The organism is Cupriavidus sp. DB3 (genome assembly GCF_020418465.1).
GTDB lineage: Bacteria > Pseudomonadota > Gammaproteobacteria > Burkholderiales > Burkholderiaceae > Cupriavidus > Cupriavidus cauae.
In genome coordinates this window covers 141,858-158,882 of the sequence record NZ_JAIZPL010000001.1, presented here as the reverse complement: position 1 = coordinate 158,882, position 17,025 = coordinate 141,858, and the positions used below count along the sequence as shown (strand labels likewise).

The 17,025-nt window shown below is 69.6% G+C and carries 15 protein-coding genes; 4 read left to right on the top strand and 11 right to left on the bottom strand.

Annotated features, from left to right (window positions below):
• Positions 1-10 precede the first annotated feature (10 nt).
• The 4 genes from K7G19_RS00690 to K7G19_RS00675 are packed head-to-tail and all read left to right on the top strand — an operon-like array spanning position 11 to position 3,164.
• On the top strand, positions 11-1,120 hold the full coding sequence (locus tag K7G19_RS00690) for a UDP-glucuronic acid decarboxylase family protein (RefSeq protein ID WP_226105199.1): 1,110 nt from the start codon (positions 11-13) through the stop codon (positions 1,118-1,120).
• Positions 1,117-1,488 carry a hypothetical protein gene (locus K7G19_RS00685; protein WP_226105198.1) on the top strand — a complete coding sequence of 124 codons (372 nt, stop codon included), beginning with the start codon at positions 1,117-1,119 and terminating at the stop codon, positions 1,486-1,488. The genes K7G19_RS00690 and K7G19_RS00685 overlap by 4 nt, the downstream gene beginning before the upstream one ends.
• 3 nt (positions 1,489-1,491) lie before the next feature.
• A complete protein-coding gene (locus tag K7G19_RS00680) occupies positions 1,492-2,226 on the top strand; it encodes a PIG-L deacetylase family protein (protein WP_226105197.1) in 735 nt (244 codons plus the stop codon).
• Between the two features lie 14 nt (positions 2,227-2,240).
• Complete coding sequence (locus K7G19_RS00675) at positions 2,241-3,164, top strand: glycosyltransferase family 2 protein (protein WP_226106263.1); 924 nt, start codon at positions 2,241-2,243, stop codon at positions 3,162-3,164.
• A gap of 61 nt (positions 3,165-3,225) precedes the next feature.
• Here K7G19_RS00675 and K7G19_RS00670 read toward each other — a convergent pair whose 3' ends face one another.
• From K7G19_RS00670 to K7G19_RS00620, 11 genes are all read right to left on the bottom strand, one after another.
• A complete protein-coding gene (locus K7G19_RS00670) occupies positions 3,226-4,173 on the bottom strand; it encodes a glycosyltransferase family 4 protein (protein WP_226105195.1) in 948 nt (315 codons plus the stop codon).
• Positions 4,166-5,293: a glycosyltransferase family 9 protein gene (locus K7G19_RS00665; RefSeq protein WP_226105193.1), complete on the bottom strand. Its 1,128-nt coding sequence runs from the start codon at positions 5,291-5,293 to the stop codon at positions 4,166-4,168. Before K7G19_RS00665 ends, K7G19_RS00670 begins: the two co-directional genes overlap by 8 nt.
• Positions 5,290-6,321 carry a glycosyltransferase family 2 protein gene (locus K7G19_RS00660; protein ID WP_150082375.1) on the bottom strand — a complete coding sequence of 344 codons (1,032 nt, stop codon included), beginning with the start codon at positions 6,319-6,321 and terminating at the stop codon, positions 5,290-5,292. Before K7G19_RS00660 ends, K7G19_RS00665 begins: the two co-directional genes overlap by 4 nt.
• Positions 6,308-8,074 (bottom strand): carbamoyltransferase C-terminal domain-containing protein, encoded by a 1,767-nt coding sequence (locus tag K7G19_RS00655; protein ID WP_226105191.1) that lies wholly within the window; start codon positions 8,072-8,074, stop codon positions 6,308-6,310. The genes K7G19_RS00660 and K7G19_RS00655 overlap by 14 nt, the downstream gene beginning before the upstream one ends.
• A 47-nt stretch (positions 8,075-8,121) precedes the next feature.
• Positions 8,122-9,309, bottom strand: a complete 1,188-nt coding sequence (locus K7G19_RS00650) for a glycosyltransferase family 9 protein (RefSeq protein ID WP_226105189.1) — start codon at positions 9,307-9,309, stop codon at positions 8,122-8,124.
• A complete protein-coding gene (locus K7G19_RS00645) occupies positions 9,306-9,947 on the bottom strand; it encodes an HAD-IIIA family hydrolase (protein WP_226106262.1) in 642 nt (213 codons plus the stop codon). Before K7G19_RS00645 ends, K7G19_RS00650 begins: the two co-directional genes overlap by 4 nt.
• A 47-nt stretch (positions 9,948-9,994) precedes the next feature.
• Positions 9,995-10,735, bottom strand: a complete 741-nt coding sequence (locus K7G19_RS00640) for an SDR family oxidoreductase (protein ID WP_053823623.1) — start codon at positions 10,733-10,735, stop codon at positions 9,995-9,997.
• A 435-nt stretch (positions 10,736-11,170) separates the two neighbouring features.
• On the bottom strand, positions 11,171-11,725 hold the full coding sequence (locus K7G19_RS00635; RefSeq protein WP_226105187.1) for a heme-binding protein: 555 nt from the start codon (positions 11,723-11,725) through the stop codon (positions 11,171-11,173).
• Between the two features lie 182 nt (positions 11,726-11,907).
• On the bottom strand, positions 11,908-14,622 hold the full coding sequence (locus tag K7G19_RS00630; protein WP_149318045.1) for an ABC transporter transmembrane domain-containing protein: 2,715 nt from the start codon (positions 14,620-14,622) through the stop codon (positions 11,908-11,910).
• A gap of 116 nt (positions 14,623-14,738) precedes the next feature.
• Positions 14,739-15,785, bottom strand: a complete 1,047-nt coding sequence (locus tag K7G19_RS00625) for a hypothetical protein (RefSeq protein WP_226105185.1) — start codon at positions 15,783-15,785, stop codon at positions 14,739-14,741.
• 217 nt (positions 15,786-16,002) lie between these two features.
• Positions 16,003-16,509 carry a low affinity iron permease family protein gene (locus tag K7G19_RS00620; protein WP_149318356.1) on the bottom strand — a complete coding sequence of 169 codons (507 nt, stop codon included), beginning with the start codon at positions 16,507-16,509 and terminating at the stop codon, positions 16,003-16,005.
• Positions 16,510-17,025: the final 516 nt, after the last annotated feature.

Here is a 17,025-nt window from a genome sequence, read left to right as displayed (position 1 = left end):
GAGCGACCTCATGAAAGAAGCCAATCGACGCCGCGTGCTGGTCACAGGAGGCGCGGGCTTTCTCGGCTCGCATCTGTGCGACCGGCTCGTTCAGGCAGGACACGACGTACTGTGCGTGGACAATTTCTATACCGGCAGCAAGGACAATATCGCGCACCTGCTGCGCGAGCCGAATTTCGAGCTGATGCGTCACGACGTGACCTTTCCGCTCTACGTCGAGGTCGACCAGATCTACAACCTGGCCTGCCCCGCCTCGCCGGTCCACTACCAGAGCGATCCGGTGCAGACCACCAAGACCAGCGTGCACGGCGCGATCAACATGCTGGGGCTGGCCAAGCGCGTGAAGGCGCGCATCCTGCAGGCCTCCACCAGCGAGGTCTATGGCGACCCGGATTGCCATCCGCAGCAGGAGTCGTACTGGGGCCATGTCAATCCGATCGGCCTGCGCTCCTGCTACGACGAGGGCAAGCGCTGCGCCGAGACGCTGTTCATGGACTATCACCGCCAGCACGGCGTCGACGTCCGCATCGCCCGCATCTTCAATACCTACGGCCCGCGCATGCATCCGGCCGATGGCCGCGTGGTGTCCAACTTCATCACGCAGGCGCTGTCGGGCCAGCCGCTGACCGTCTATGGCGACGGCTCGCAGACGCGCTCGTTCTGCTATGTCGACGACCTGATCGAAGGACTGATCCGGCTGATGGAGGCCCCCGGCGACCACAGCACGCCGATCAACCTGGGCAATCCGTGCGAGCTGTCGATGCTGGAGATCGCGCGCAAGGTGCTGGCGGCGACGGGCTCGTCCGCGCCGATCGTGATGCGCCCGCTGCCGGAGGACGATCCGCGCCAGCGTTGCCCCGATATCACGCAGGCGGGACTGCAGCTGCAGTGGGCGCCGCGCATCGATCTGGACGAAGGGCTGCGCCGAACCGTCGCCTACTTCGCCGAGCGGCTGGCGCGTGGCGCTGGCATGCCGGCACCGGCGGTCAACGACACCGTCGCGCAGCAGGCCGATGGCGGCCTGGCCGCCGCGGCGCAGGCAGCGCAGGCCGCCGCCGGCATCGCGGCGCTGGCGCCGCGGCGCGGCGCCGGTCCAGGCCCGCGGGGAGCAACGCGATGAGCGGCAACATCACCTTTCTGGTCTACCGGCTCGAATGGCATCGCCGCCGTGCCGAAGCGCTGCAGGCCGCGCGCAGCGGCCTCTATCGGCAGCTTGAAGATCTGCCATCGTGCAAGATCTACTGGGCGGCCGACACCTTTGCACACCGCAGCCCCTCGGGCGCGCGGCCCCTACAGGGTCCACTGTCAGGTCAGATATCGGGCCCGATATCCGGCCCGATATCCGGCCCAATATCCGGCCCGACTTCGAGCGCGACGCCCGGCACGACCGAGGACACAGCGCCGGACACCACGCAGCGCACCCCACTGCGCGCCACCGATTGGCGCGATCCTTGCACCATCGCGGACCTGCAAACCGAACCGGATTGAACCATGTCCCTGTCGGTCTCCGTTCCCCTGGTGGTGATATCGCCCCACCTGGACGACGCGGTATTCAGCTGCGGCAATCTGCTCGCGGCCTGTCCCGGTTCCGTGGTCGTCACCGTCTTCGCCGGCGTACCGCCGGTCGACATGCCGGCGCCGGACTGGGACCGGCGCGCCGGCTTCTCCAGTGCGGCGCAGGCGGTGCTGTCGCGGCGCGAGGAAGACCGCGTCGGCCTCGCCATCCTCGACGCGCAACCGGTCTGGCTCGATTTTCTGGACAGCCAGTACAACCGGCGCCACACCGCGGGCGAGATCGCCGCGCAACTGTCGAAGGTGATCTCGCTGCATAACGCCTGCGCCGTGGTGGCGCCATGCGGCCTCTACCATTCGGACCACACGCTGGTGCATGAAGCCTGCGCGCGGCTGTGGCGCGAACGCGATCACGGCGGTCCGCCCTGGCTCTATTACGAAGAGGCGATCTACCGGCGCAAACCCGGCATGCTGCACAAGCTGCTGGCGCGCTGGCACGCGGCCGGCACCGTGTCCACGCCGGTGGACCTGGCCATCGGCGAGCACACCGCCACCAAGGCTCGCGCCTGCAACGCCTACGCCAGCCAGCTGGCCATGTTCGACTCGAACACGATCAGCGACCTGAGCGCGCCCGAGCGCTATTGGCAGTGGGAGGCCAGCGCCGGCGATGCGACCGAGGCCCAGACCGCCTGCACCAGCGAGGGCAGCGTGTGAGCGTAGCGGACGGCATCGCGGCGCCTGCGCCCGGCGGCGGCCGGCAATCGCAGGCGCGGGCGCAGGTGGAGACGCGCGTCAGCGTGGTGGTGTTGACCTACAACCGTTGCGAATGGCTGCGCGCCACGCTGTCACGGCTGTGCGCGCTGCCCGAGCGTCCCGCCATCGCGGTGGTCGACAACGGCTCGAGCGACGGCACCGCGGACATGGTGCGGCGGGATTTTCCGCAGGCGGCCTTGCTGCGGCTGCCGGCCAATCTCGGCGCCGCGGCGCGCAATGTCGGCGTCGACTGGGCGCGCACGCCCTATGTCGCGTTCTGCGACGACGATACGTGGTGGCATGCCGGCGCGCTGAAGCTGGCGGCAGACACGCTGGACCGCCATCAGGACGTCGCCGCGCTGACCGCGCACCTGATGGTGGTGCGCGAGGACAGCGAGCCGCAGACCGACCCGATCAGCCGCATCATGGCCGACAGTCCGCTGCCGTCGGCGGGCCTGCCGGGCAAGGCGATCCTCGGCTTGCTCGCCGGTGCGACGGTGTTCCGCGTGGACGCCTACCGCCGCGCCGGCGGCTACCATCCGCGGCTCTTCATCGGCGGCGAGGAAACGCTGCTGGCGCTCGATCTGGCGGCGCTCGGCTGGCAGCTGGTCTACTGCCCCGAACTGATCGCCTACCACCAGCCCTGCCCGATCCGCGCGCACAGGATGCGCCGCCGCCTGCTGGCGCGCAATGCGATCTGGTCGGCGTGGCTGCGCCTGCCGGCGGGCGCGGCGCTGCGCGAGAGCCTGCGCATGCTGCCGGCGCTGCTGCGCGAAGGCGGACTGGCGGGATGCGTCGATACCGCACGCGGGCTGCCATGGGTGCTGCGCGAACGCACGGTGATTCCGCCGACGGTGGAGCAGCTGCGGCGGTATCTGGGGTCGGCGCAGATGCGGTAAGGCGCGGCAGGTTGGGAATTGGGCCGCCTGCCCTTCGCGAGAGCGCCCAGCCCCTTCCCTCTTACTGGGTCACCTGCCGCAACACCGCGCACCAATCCTCGACAAAGCGCCCGATCCCGAAGCGTTCCTGCGCGCTGGCGCGCGCCTGCTCGCCCCACTCCCTGGCCAGGCCAGGATCGTCGATCAGCCGCCGCATCACCTCGACCAGCCGCTCGAGCCGGGTATCGACATAGCCGTTGTATTCGTTGCGGATCGCCGTCGACATCTCGGTCGTCGCCATCCCGACCACCGGCATGCCGATCATCATCGCCTCGACCACGGCGAGCCCCAGGCTCGTATAGCGGATCGGATTGAAGAAGAAGCGGTAGCGCGCGATAAAGGCCGCCAGCTCGGGATTGGGCACCTCGCCCAGTCCGCCGGCCTCTTCCGCGGCCATGCCGACCAGATCGAGCGGCACCTGCTCGCGCGCCTGCGCGAAGATGTCGGCGCCAAGCCGGCGCCCACGTTTGGTCAGGTTGTTGACCACGCTGATGCCGCGCGGGGCCTCGCCGCTGTAGCGCACGGACGGATCGACGACCACCCCATGCTCGACCACGCAGTGCGGCGTGACGCCGCTGTCCCACATCAGCGCATTGAACGGCGTCACATGGACCAGCATCACGTTCGGGTCCTGCACCGGATGCACGGTCGCGGTCGGATGCTGCTGCGGCGGATCATGTTCGAGGAAGATCGTCGGCAGACGCCGCTGCGCCTCCGTCAGCAGCGTCTCGCGATCGCTGTCCCAATGGCGCTGGTGCTGGTACAGCACGCAATCGAACTCGCGGTTCGGCACGTCCTCGTAGGCGACCTCGTGCACGTTGCCGCCCCAGGGCAGCGCGCCGACGGCACCGGCATAGCCCGGCGGCGAGCCTGGCCTGGTCACCAGGTACAGGTCGTGCGGGATCTGCGACAGGTAGTACAGATAATTGCCGTGAACGTGCCAGGTCAGGATGCGCAGCCGCTCACGCATGGCTGACCTCCTGCGTCTCGCGCGACTGGCCGGTCATCGCCATCGCGGCCGCCACTACCTCGTCGACCCCGACGCCCTCGGCGCACAGATGGCCCACCGGGCAATCCTGATGCATGCACGGGCGGCAGGCCGGATAGTCGGCCAGCACGCGATGGCTGGAGCTGTCGAGCGGCGCCCAGCGCGCGCTGTCGCTGCCGCAGGAAACCACCACGCTCGGCGTGTGCATCGCCGCGGCGATATGCGAGGCGCCGGTGTCGTTGCACAGCAGCAGCCGCGCGTGTTTGACGACCGCCGCCATCGCGCCCAGATCGGTCTTGCCGCACAGATTGATCACCGGCGAACCGAGCGTGTCGCACAGCCGCCCGACCAGTTCCGCCTCATCGGGCGTGCCGGTCACCACGATCTTCCAGTGCTGGCGCAACACGTCGGCCACCGCGGCAAAGCGCTCGACGGGCCAGCGGCGGGAATGCATGCGCGCGCCGGGATGCACGCAGATGAAGTTGCCGGGCATCAGGTCGTACATCAACGCCAGCCGCTGCCAGGCCGCGTTGTCGGCGGGCCGCAGCGGAAATTCGAGCTGGGTGCCATCGGGCGGATAGCCCAGCCGGCTGGTCAGCGCCAGCAGCCGCTCGATCTCGTTGCCGCCGGGCCAGTCGATCAGCAGCTCCTTCACCGGACGCGCGCCGTACGAGACGACGCCCGGCTGCCATTTGCGTTCGGCGCGGCCCGCGACCGGCGCCGCGGGGACCGGCCGGAATCCGGCCATCTGCCGCGCGCCCAGCTGCCGCACGATCGCGTTGGTCACCAGCCCGCTGCCATGCAGCTGGATTGCCAGATCGAACCGGCGCGCGCGCGCCTGCTCGTAGAAGGCCTGGGTTTCCTCTTCGCGGATCGGCTGCTCGGGCATGCCGGGCGCCCCGGGAAACACCATCAGGTCGTCGATCAGATGCGAGAAGCGCTCGACGAACGAGGCCGCCCACGGCAGGCCGATCAGCGTGATGGCCGCATCGGGCTCGGCCTTGCGCAGCGCGCGCAGCGCCGGCACCGCGCACAGCATGTCACCCAGTTGCAGCGCGCGGAATACGGCGATCCGGCGCGGACGGTCCGCGAATCTGATCATAGGAAACCAACCTTGAAGGCAAGGGCGCCGCGCAGGCGCCAGTACAGGGAAAGCGGGGGAATCAGAATCGACGTCGCGATCATCTCGGCGACATGCGAAGGGGTCAGCGCCGCGCCGCGCAGGCGGCGGCAGCAAAACCACGCCGTCAGCACGAACCACACGCCGAAGCCGCTCCATGCCACCGCGGCATGGCCGGCCAGCGCGGCGACCAGGGCGACCAGCAAGCCGAGCACCGAAACGTAGTAGTGCCAGGGCGGAATCGGGCGGATGCGCTCGCGATACCAGCGCGGATGCTTCTTGTACAGCAGCGCGTCGAAGAACACCTTGGACTGCGCGGCGATGCTGCTGCCCCACGGAGCCGGCCGCACCGGATGCACCACCATCGCCCCGTGCGCGGTACCGATCGGGCCGACCTGCTGCAGCAGGCGGAACTGCAGATCGGAGTCCTCCCGCCACGCGCGCGTGAAGCGCTCGTCGAAGCCGCCGACCTTCAGCAGCGCCTCCTTGCGGACGAAGCAGTTGGCGGTGACGAACTCCGCGGTCGCCAGGCCGCCGGTATCGCGCTGATGGTCGGTCGGACGGGCCGGCAGGGGCACCACCACCCTGCCCGTGATCGCGCAGCATTGCGGCGAGGTCGACAGCGCCCGGCAGCCTTCGCGCAGCCAGCCAGGATCGGGAATGGTGTCGTCGTCGGTGAACGCGATCACCGACGCGCGCGCGATGCGCCAGCCGGCGTTGCGGGCGCCGGCGGGTCCTTGCGTGTCGGGCACCGGCAGATAGCGCAGCGTGCAGCGCGGCCACGCGCCGTTCAGTTCCTGGACCAGGCGCTCGACCTCGGGCTGGCAACCGTCATCGGCGACGATCACCTCGAACGTGCCGGCGCCGAACTGCTGCACGCCGATCGCGCGCAGGCAGCGGTGCAGCAGGTCCGGGCGGCGGTAGGTCGGGATCACCACCGAGACCAGCGGCTCGGCGTCCGCGGTCTCGACGTGGCCGACTGCCTGATCCGCGGGCTCATGCAGCGGCATGGGCGCCCTCCCGCGCAGGCTTTTCCAGCAGGAACGGACCGATCACCAGCGCATCGAGCGGCGACGTCCAGAAGCATTCGACCGCATCGCGCGGCGTGCAGACGATCGGCTCGCCGCGCGTGTTGAACGAGGTATTGACCAGGATCGGCACGCCGGTGCGCTGCTCGAAGGCGGCCAGCACGTCGTAGTAGGCGGGATTCTGCTCGCGCCGCACGGTCTGCACGCGGGCCGTGCCATCGACGTGGCAGACCGCCGGGATACGATCCTCGCGCCCCGACTTGACGTCGAACACGAACAGCATGAACGGCGCGCGCCAGTTGCCGGGACAGGCCGCCGTAAACCATTCGGCGGCGCGTTCCTCCATCACCACCGGCGCCACCGGCCGGAAGTCCTCGCGGTCCTTGATCTGGTTGAGCTTCTGCTGCATCGACGGATCGATCGGCGAGGCCAGGATCGAGCGCGCGCCCAGCGCGCGGGGGCCGAATTCCATGCGGCCCTGGAACCAGCCGATGATCTTGTTCTGCGCGAGCAGTTCGGCGGTCTCGCCGGCAACGTCGTCGAGCCGGCGGTACGGCAGCTTGGCCTGGTCCAGGAAAGCCGCGATCTCCTGCTCGTCGAAGGCCGGGCCGTAATAGGCGTGCTCCATCGTCCAGCGCCGCGCCGGCTTGCCGCGCTGCTGCCAGTCGATCCACAGCGCCGCGCCCAGCGCGGTGCCGGCATCGCCGGCGGCCGGCTGCACCCAGACCTCGTCGAACGCGCCCTGGTCGCGCACCCGTGCGTTCATCACGCAGTTGAGCGCCACCCCGCCCGCCATCGCCAGCTTGCGCTCGCCGGTCTCGGCGGCCAGCCACGCCGTCATGCCGAGCACCGTCTCCTCGAGCACCAGCTGCAGCGAGCGCGCGATATTGAAATGCTCGCGCGTGAATTCGCTGCCGCGCACGCGCGGCGGCCCCAGCACCGCTTCGAGGTCGGCCTGGTCGATGCGATAGCCGCCCTCGCGGTCGCCATGGACCATCGCGCGGAACACGTCGGCGCGGGTCGGCTCGCCATACGAGGCCAGCGCCATCACCTTGTACTCGTCGGACGAATGCAGGAAGCCCAGATGCCGCGTCACGCGTTCATACAGCAGGCCGAGCGAATCCGGCAAGTCGATCTGCTTGATGCGGCGGTAGTCGCGTCCGTCGAACACGCCATAGCTGGTGGTGGCGCTCTCGCCGCGGCCGTCCATCGTCAGCACCGCGCAGCGGTCGAACGGGGCCGCGAGGAAAGCGCTGGCCTCGTGCGCCATATGGTGCTCGACGTAGTGCCAGCGGTACGGCGCCTCGGCGCTGCTGCGCACGGTGGCGAAGCGCTTCTGCAGGTGATGCGGCACGCCCGACACCAGTTGCCGCGGCGCGTTGACGACATAGGACAGGAACAGCGGGTCCCACGGGGAATCGGCCACGCCGGGCTGCGCATGCCGCGACGGCTCCAGCGGCAGCGTCACCGTCTCGTCGCGGCGCCGCTCGCCGAGCATGATCGCGGGGTCGAAGGAATAGGCGATATGGTCGATATCGGCCAGCGTGATGCCGGCCTCCTTCAGGCAATAGTCGATCGCATGGTAGGGCAGCTCCCAGGCCGTGAACGGCACCGGCCGCTTGCCGTGCTTGATATGCGTGAACCGTTCGTCTTCCGCCGCGGCGATGACCTCGCCGTCGCGCACCAGGCAGGCGGAGGTGTCGTGATAGGCGGCGTTGATTCCAAGCGTGTACATGGCGGCTCCTCTGCGCGATTCCCTCTGCGCAATTCCTTGTGTCCGGTTCAGGTCGCCAGCACCGCGCCACTGGCGCGTACCGGCGGCAACGGGGGCATGACGGGAGCGGGCACGATCAGCGGCGGCAGCGCATCGGTGACGGCCGGCGCGCCGGCCAGCAGTTCGCGCGCCGCGGCCACGACCTCGGCCGCTTCGACATCGTTCAGGCAACGGTGGTGCTGCTGCGGGCAGACGCTCTTGTAGCAATAGCGGCACGGCACGTCGGCATACAGCGTGCGGTGCGGCACCTGCCACGGCGTGTGCTGCGGATTGGTCAGCGCATAGAGATCGACCACCGGCGTGCCGAGCGCGGCCGAGAGGTGGACCGGCCCGCTGTTGTTCGAGACCAGCAGATCGGCATGCTCGATCAGCGCGCCCATCTGGCCGAGCGTCAGTTCGCCGGCGATGCCCACCACGCGTGGATGTCCGGCGGCGCGGCATACGCTGTCGACCAGCGCCTGCTCGCTGACGCCGCCCGTCAGCAGCACCAGCGCGCCGTCCTGCTCGGCCAGCGTGCGGGCGACCTCGGCGAAGCGCGCCTCCGGCCAGCGGCGCGACTCGGCGGTGGCGCCGGGATGCATCACCACGCAGCGGGTCGACACGGCGCTCGGTGGCTCGCCCTCCCCTTGCCACCGTTGCAGCAGCCGCTGCACCGCGCGCCGGTCATGGGGCTGCACGCGGAAGCGCAGCCGCGTGTCGGCCGGCACCGCGCCAACCGTCGCCACCAGATCGAGCTGGCGCTGCGTCTCGTGGCGAACCTGCGTCTGGGGCTCGGTCTCCGGCACCCAGTCGCTCAGCAACTGATAGGGGTTCTCGCGGCAATGCGCGAGCCGCAGCGGAATGCCGGCCATCGTGCAGAGCAGTGCGGCGGGCAGCGGGTTCTGGCTGTAGACGGTGAAGATCACCGCCGCGTCGAAGCGCGCCGCCTGCAGCCGCTGCGCCATCGGCATCACGCTGCTGCCGGTGCGGTTGCCGATGCCGTACCCCTTCACCCACGGCGCATCCCAGGTCAGCACCGTATCGATCATCGGCAGGTGGCTGGCGAGCGCCGCCGCGCCACTCGAGGTCAGCAGGGTCAGATGACGGGACGGGTCGCTGTCCTTCAGCGCCTGCATCGCGGGCGTGGTCATCAACACATCGCCCATATTGTCCAGCCGCACGCACAGGATGCGTTTGGCGTCGCGCCATGCCGTCATGAGGCCTCCACCCGGCAACGTTCGGCGTGCCGCACCGTGCCGCCCAGATGGCGGACCACGATGCGCGCGGCCTGGTCCAGATCCGCGACGACATGCTCTGGCGTGCGGTACGACCCGCGCACCCATTCGGTCTCGTTGCCGCAATCGACCAGGATGGTGTGGCAGCCGGCGCGCTGGCCGGCCTCGATGTCGTCGAGGATGTCGCCGATCATCCAGGAGCGGCGCAGGTCGAAGTGCAGCATCGCCGCGGCATTGCGCAGCAGCCCCGGCAGCGGCTTGCGGCACAGGCAGGTGCGCGTGAAGCGCGGCACCACGCCTTCCGGATGATGCGGACAGAAGAAGAAGCCCGACAGCCGCGCGCCGTGGGTCGCGAACAGTTCGCCCAGGCGCTGGCGCATTGGTCCCAGCGCCTCCGGTTCGAAGCGGCCGAGCGCCAGGCCCGGCTGGTTCGACACCACCACCAGCGGCACGCCGAGCCGGCCGAGCCGCCGCAGCGCCCGCGCGGCGCCCGGCGCGAGCCGCATCCGGTCGGGGTCGACGTTGTAGGGCACGTCCTGCAGCACCGTGCCGTCCTTGTCGAGCAGTACCGCGCCGGGGAGTCCGCTGCCGGAGCGGGCCGGAACGGCGGCGCCCGCCATGGAGCCAACGTCGGGACCAACTCCGGGACCGGCGCCGGGATCGTCGATCACGGCCACGACGTTTCCTTCATCGGCAGCACCATGACCTCGGGGATCACGGTCTCTTCGGGCTGCGTCAGCACGAAGCGCACCGCGCGCGCGACATTGGCCGGATCCTGCAGGGTGGACTGGTCGATGTCGGCGAAGCGGTCGAGCAGGAAGGGAGTACGCATGCCGCCGGCGACGATGGCCGACACCTTGATGCCGTGCGGCCGCAGTTCGGCGTGCAGCGCGTGCGAGAAGCCCAGCAGTCCCCATTTGGTGGCGTGGTAGGCCGAGGCGTTGGGCCAGGCGCGCTTGGACGCCGTGGACGCGATATTGACGATATGGCCGCCCCCCTGCGCCTTCAGCATCGGCACCACGGCGTGCGACATCAGATAGGGACCGTACAGATTGACCATCAGCACGCGGTGCCAGCGCTCGGTCTCGACCTCGTCGACCGGCAGCGTGATGTCGATGGCGGCGTTGTTGACGATCCCGTCGAGGCGGCCGCTGCGCTCGCGCACCTGCTCGAAGGCCGAGCGGACGGCGGCCGGCTCGGCCACGTCGAAGGACAGCGAATAGGCCCGCTCGCCGCTGGCGTCGAGCTTCTCGGCACAGTTGCGCGCCAGGGTTTCGTCGACGTCGGCAACCACCAGGCTGGCGCCGGCGGCCGACAGGTTCTGGCAGATCGCGGCGCCCAGCCCGCGCCCTCCTCCGGTCACGAGAAAGGTCTTGCCTTGCAGGCTGGCGTCTGGCGCATCGGTCATTTCGGCTCCTGAAGTTGGCTTGGAAAGCGTGACCGGATGCGTCGCGGGGGCAAGGGGATGCGGTGCAGGGTGCGCGCGACTGCGGCGCGCTGGCGGGCGGGACGGAAAAAGGGAATGCCACGGCATCGCTCCCCATTCCGGTTGCCCGCCGCACCGTGCGACGGCGGCGAATCCGGTTCTCTGTGGGAAGGCCTTCAGCGAATTGCATGCCAGACGCGTGATGGCGCAGTGGCTTGCCGTTTCAGCGGTAACGCTTCCCCCATGTCCGGAGTTACATGGGGCGCGTTGGCGTTTATGCCGTGGCTGGTAAAAGTTGCATGGGCGGTGCTGCCCTCTCCCCAACCCTCTCCCGCAAGCGGGAGAGGGAGCGACGTGTTCGCCAGCGCGCCCGCCGTCGCGTCATTCAATCGCTGCACGAACTCTCTACGGCGCGACCTACCCCTGCTGCCGCCGCCGTTGCTGTGCCACGGCCCGCAACAGCGCCGCCACGCTGAGGGCGAAGGCCTCGTCATACCAGGGGTTCGCCCCGCTGACCGCCACCACGATGCCGTCGAGCACCACCGCGCCGCCCAGCATCGATTCCTCCGCGCGCAGCAGATGAGGCGCGCGCGCCTGGACCTGGTCGGTCGCCATGCCGGTGCGCCAGGCCACCTTGGCCTTCTCGCGCGCATACCAGGCGTAATCGGCGTCCCAGCGCTCGCGCCCCGGCGCCGAGTATTCGTACAGGATTGCCTGCTCGAACGGGCAATCGGCCGGACCCTTGCCCGGGTCCATCACCACCAGATGCAGGAAGCCGCCTTCGCCGACCTCGCGGTCCCGCACCGCCGCTTCGAGCATCGGTCTCGCCAGCGCGACCGCGCGCTCGGCGCTGGCCGCATCGGCGAACCGGCTGCCCGGCGCCCTGCCCGGCGAGGCAGTGGCGCCGGGCACGTCAGTGGAAGACCGGGACGGTGTGGAACTGGGCAGATCGGGTCTGTCGTGAGGCTGCATGGTTTCTCCTCGATCGTGTAGTGGGGGTTGTGAAACGGAATCGATGGACCCGCAACGGCGACCCCGGGCCCGAGGCCCGAGGCCCGAGGCCCGAGGCCCGAGGCCCGAGGCCTGAGGCCGGAGGGCTGCGACCGGGGGCCGCGGTCCGGTACCGGGAACCGGAGACCGGCAGCGCCCTGGCGCTAGCTTCGCGGCCCCGGCACCGTGGTGTCGACATCGCGATGGCGCACCAGCGAATGGATCGCCACCACCAGCTCGCCGATCTGCACCGGCTTGGACAGGTGCACCTGGAAGCCGGCCATCATCGCGCGCATGCGGTCCTGCGCCTCGGCATGGCCGGACAGCGCGATCGCGCTGAGGCGGCAGGCCAGCGGCACGTTGCGCTCGGTCTCGAGCCGGCGCACGCGGCGCAGCACGGTGTAGCCGTCCTCCTCGTCCAGCGCGATATCGCACAGCAGGACCTGCGGCCAGTGCTGCGGATCTGCCTTGCCCAGCAGCTCCAGCAGGTCGTCGCCGCGGCCGAAGGCCTGGGCGTCGGCGCCGTAGTCCTCCAGCGTGCTGGTCAGTACCTCGCGCGTGGGCTCGTCGTCGTCGAGCACCAGGATGCGCAGGCCCTTCAGCGCGTCCGGCGCCGGCAGGGTCGCCGCGATGTCGGGCGGGGCGACCGGCGGCGGCGCCGGGGTTTCGCGGATCGGCCGCAAAGGCATCGCGATGCGATAGCCATGTCCGTGCGGATCGACCGTCAGCCGCACCGCGTGGTCCTCCAGCAGGTTCTCCAGCTCGCGCATATCGGGCAGCGGCGCCTGCCGGTCCGGCGCGGCCACATAGAGCGAGGCCTCGCCGCCCTGCCGTTCGAGCCGCAGCTCGATGCGCCCGCCCGGCTCCATGTCGGCGATCAGCGCGTGGCACAGCTCCCACACGGCCTTCTGCACCACGCCCGGATCGCCGGTGACGCGCAGTTCCGCCTCGCCGAGCACGGTGAACAGATTGACCTGCCGCTCGGCGATCAGCTCGCGCAATCCGTCCACCACCGCGGCCACGATGGCCTCGAGCCGGATCGGCTGCAGCGCCAGCTTCTGCTCGGTCCGTTCCAGTTCGCGCTGCTGCTGTTGCAGGCGCCACATCTGCGCATAGACGCCACGCCGGGCCAGCAGCGCATCGTGGGTGCCCTCCTCCACCACGCGGCCATGCTCCATCACCAGGATGTGATCGGCATCGGCGATCGTGGACAGCCGGTGCGCGATGATCAGCGCGGTGCGGCCCTTCGCCACTTCGGCCAGCTCGCGCTGGATCGCGCGCTCCGAGCGCGTATCGAGGGCCGAGGTGGCTTCGTCGAACACCACGATCGGCGGCTTCTTTAGCAGCGCGCGCGCGATCGCCACGCGCTGGCGCTCGCCGCCGGACAGGCGCACGCCGCGCTCGCCGACGCGGGTCTCGTAGGTATCGGGCAGCCGGTCGATGAAGGTATCGAGCTGCGCGGCACGCGCGGCCTCGACGATATCGGCGCGGGTGGCGCCCTCGCGGCCGTAGCCGATGTTGTAGGCGATGGTGTCGTTGAACAGGATGGTGTCCTGCGGCACGATGCCGATCACCTCGCGCAGGCTCTGCTGCGTGACCAGCCGCAGGTCCTGCCCGTCGATGCTGATCTTGCCGCTGTCCGGCAGATACAGCCGGAACAGCAGGCGCGCGAGCGTCGATTTGCCGGAGCCGCTGCCGCCGACCACCGCCACGGTCTGGCCCGCGCCGATGCGGATGCTGACGTCCCACAGCGTCTGCCGGCTCGGGTCATAGCTGAAGTTCACGTGCTCGAACACGATCTCGCCGCGCGTCACGTGCAGCGGCCGCGCCCCAGGCGCGTCGTGGTCCTCGCCCGGCGGTCCCTGCGCGTCGAGCAGCGCGAACAGCCGCTCGACCTGCGTCATCGCGTCGTTGGACTCGCGGAAGATGAAGCCCAGCGTATTGAGCGGCAGCACCACCTGGATGATGTACGCGTTGATCAGCACCAGGTCGCCGACCGTCAGCGCGCCGGTAACGACCCGCTCGGTCGCCAGCAGCATCACCGCCGCCACGCCGAGCGCAATACAGCAGCTCTGGCCCACATGCAGCGCCGACAACGCGTACTGGTTCTCGACGCTGGCATCGACCCAGCCTTCGAGCAGGCCGGACAGGCGGCGCGTCTCGAAGCGCTCGCGCGCGAAGAACTTGACGGTGTCGTAGTTCAGCAGGCTGTCGACGACCTTGCTGTTGGTCTGCGCCTCGACCGCGTTGACCTTGCGCTGCACCCGCGTCCGGCGCCGCGTCATCACATAGGTGTAGCCCGCATACAGGGCGAAGGTCACCACGATGATCGCGGCAAAGGCACCGCCATAGGCCGCGATCATGATCACCAGCACCGAGCCGATCTCCATCAGCGTCGGCACGATCGTAAACACCGCGACGCCGAGCAGGAAGCCGATCGCCGCGGTGCCCTTCTCCAGGTCGCGGATCACGCCGCCGGTTTCACGGCGGGCATGGAAGCGGGCCCCCAACGCATGCAGATGGGAGAAGGTGCGCTCCATGAAGGTCGCCACGGTGCGCTGGGTCACCGGCGCGAACACCACGTCGCGCAACTCGTTGAAGGCGTTGCCGAGCAGGCGCAGCGCCGCGTAGGCGAGCACCAGGAACACCGGCATCGTGATCGCCGCGCCCGCCATCGCGGCGGCGCCGGTGGCCACCGGCGCCACGTCGTCGACCACGAGCTTCAGCACCAGCGGCACCGCTACGGCGGCGGCCTTGGCCAGGATCAGCAGCACCACGGCTACGCCGACGCGGCCGCGGAAACGCCAGATCGTGGCCCAGAGTTCGGCCGCGATCCGGCGTTTGGAAGCAGGGGCGGGATGTCCGTTGGTCGTCGGCATCGTCTCGCTGGTGGGGGGCGGCGCTTAGGGGAGTACCGGTTCGGTCATCGCGGCCGTCATCGCGGCGGTCATCGTGGTGGTCATCGTGGTGGTCATCGGGTCCGTCATCGGATTCCTCACGACCGGTTGTCGACCTTCGGCGCGTCCGGCGTGGTGCTGCCCGGGTCGCGCAGGTCGCCCTCGCCGACTCCCGGCGGGAACTGTCCGCGGCGGATCTGGCGGAAGGTGTCGTTGGGCCCGCTGGGCTCCGGTGTGGTGGTGGCGCCGCGCACCAGTTCGGGCTCGTCGGTCTTCTCGCCCGGTTGGCGATGCGACTGCGCCGATTCCCAGGCTTCGCGCGGTTGCTGTTCGGCGGGGTGCTGGCCCTGCCCTTCGCGTTGCGCTGGGCTCTGGCCTTGAGTCGCGCCATGGCCCGCACCTTGGCTCTTTCCTTGGCTCTTTCCTTGGCTCTTTCCTTGGCCCACGTCTTGAGTCGCTCCTTCACTCGCGCCTTGGCTCGATCCCTCGGCGGCCGACGCGGTCTGGCTGCCAGCGTCCTGCTGCCGCGGTTCGCCCGCCCGCTGGCCCTGCATGCGGGCCTCGTCGCCCTTGCTGACGCCCTCATGCGTGGTGGTGTGCTGGCCCGGGGTCAGCAGCACGCCGAGATCGCGCTCGCCGTTTCCAGCCTCATGCCCGCCCGGCTGCCCGCCTGTCTGTCCGCCGGCATGCCCGCCCGCCTGCCCGCTCACTTGTCCGGGATGGCGGTCTTCGTCCTGCCGGACCGACTGGTCGATCTCGCTACCCGGGTCCTCGTTGCCGGTCGCGCTCAGCGCGCCCTCGCCGAGCTGGCCCGCGCGCTCGTGCGGTGCGCTCTCCTGCAACGGCTTCGGTGTGCCAAGCGGATCGAAGTCCGACCAGCGGCCGTTCTCCCATTGGCCCTCCGCCTGTTCGAGCTCGCGCCCGCCTTCCAGGCGGATCAGTTCGGCCGCCGTCTGCAGCCGTTCGGGCTCGACCCGCGCCGCCAGCAGCACGCCGGGCGGGCGCGCCAGTTCCTGCGTGGCCTGCGGCGTGCCAACCGTGAAGATCGACACATCCCATACCGAGAATCCGTGTCCATAAAGCCCTCGCGCCGCGCGCTCGGCGTCGGCGAAGGAATCGAAACGCCCTGCCACGATGGTCGACATGATTGGCTCCTGGGTTCGGCAACGACATTCTTCGCGTCGTGCAAGGAATGCGCCCGCGCGTGCCGGCACGCAGCAGCGCGCGTCATCGCTGGATGGCTGTTCGTCGCGCATGTCGAACTTGCAACACCCACACCGATCTACACGGACCGACTCGATCGACACGGGCCTGCACCGGCCCATCGCGATCCGGCCTGCGCGCGAGGCAGGCTCGGCCGCTTCAGACCGCGTCGTCCGGCCGGCGGTCCTTGCGCGCCTTCGAGTCGAGCTCCGCAGCGATCTCCTCCTCCAGATCGTGCCGCGCCTCCTGCTTGGCGACGTGCGTCTGCAGCGCATCGTCAAGCCCGTGGGTTTCCTCGATATCGCTTTCGCGCTCGGCCAGCTCGGACAGCTGCCGGTAGAAGGCCGCCAACTTCTTGAGGTCCTCTTCGTCCAGGTCCTCGATTGCCACCAGCCGGCTGCTGGCGTGGCGATGCGAGGCCAGCAGCTCGTTCAGCTTCAGGTGCACCGCCAGCGAGTCCTTGTTCTGCGTCTGCTGAATCAGGAACACCATGACGAACGTGATGATGGTCGTGGCGGTATTGATGACAAGCTGCCAGGTCTCGGAATAATCGAACATCGGCCCCGTCACCGCCCACAGCAGCACCACGCCCACGGCGGAGGCGAACGCGATCGGCGAGCCGGCGCCCCGCGTGGCATGGCCGGCGAACCATTCGAAGGCGTGCATCACACGTCGTCGCCAGCCCTGCCGGTCCTCTTCCGACGCGCCATTGCCGGCGCCATTGCCGGCGCCTCTGGCATTGCCGTTGGCTGCCTTGCCGTTGGCGGACTTTCCGTTGATGACTTCGCGGGCGGCGCTGGCGAGGCGTTCGCGGTCGGTACTGGCTACGTCGGACATGGCTGTTCTCTGGGCGCCTTCCGGCATGGCGGGCCACAGCACGCAAGGCACGCCCGCGCCGGTGATGGGCAATACCGCTATACGGCAAGTTCCATACCTGCGACGTCGATCCGTCAGGCGCGACGCACGCAAATGACGAAAGAGACTGCGCTTCGGTGACGGCCCCGCCATGCGCCGTACTTTTTACAAGTGACGGCGGCAAACTTTGCATGTGGATTGCTGGCGCCGCGGCGATCGCGGGCGATGCGCGCGCCCCGCTTTCGCATGCCGCCTCTCGCGCACAGCGGTACGGTTCTTGCGGTTCTTCACCCGGCCGGGCAGCAGCAGAGCAGGAGCAACATCCGC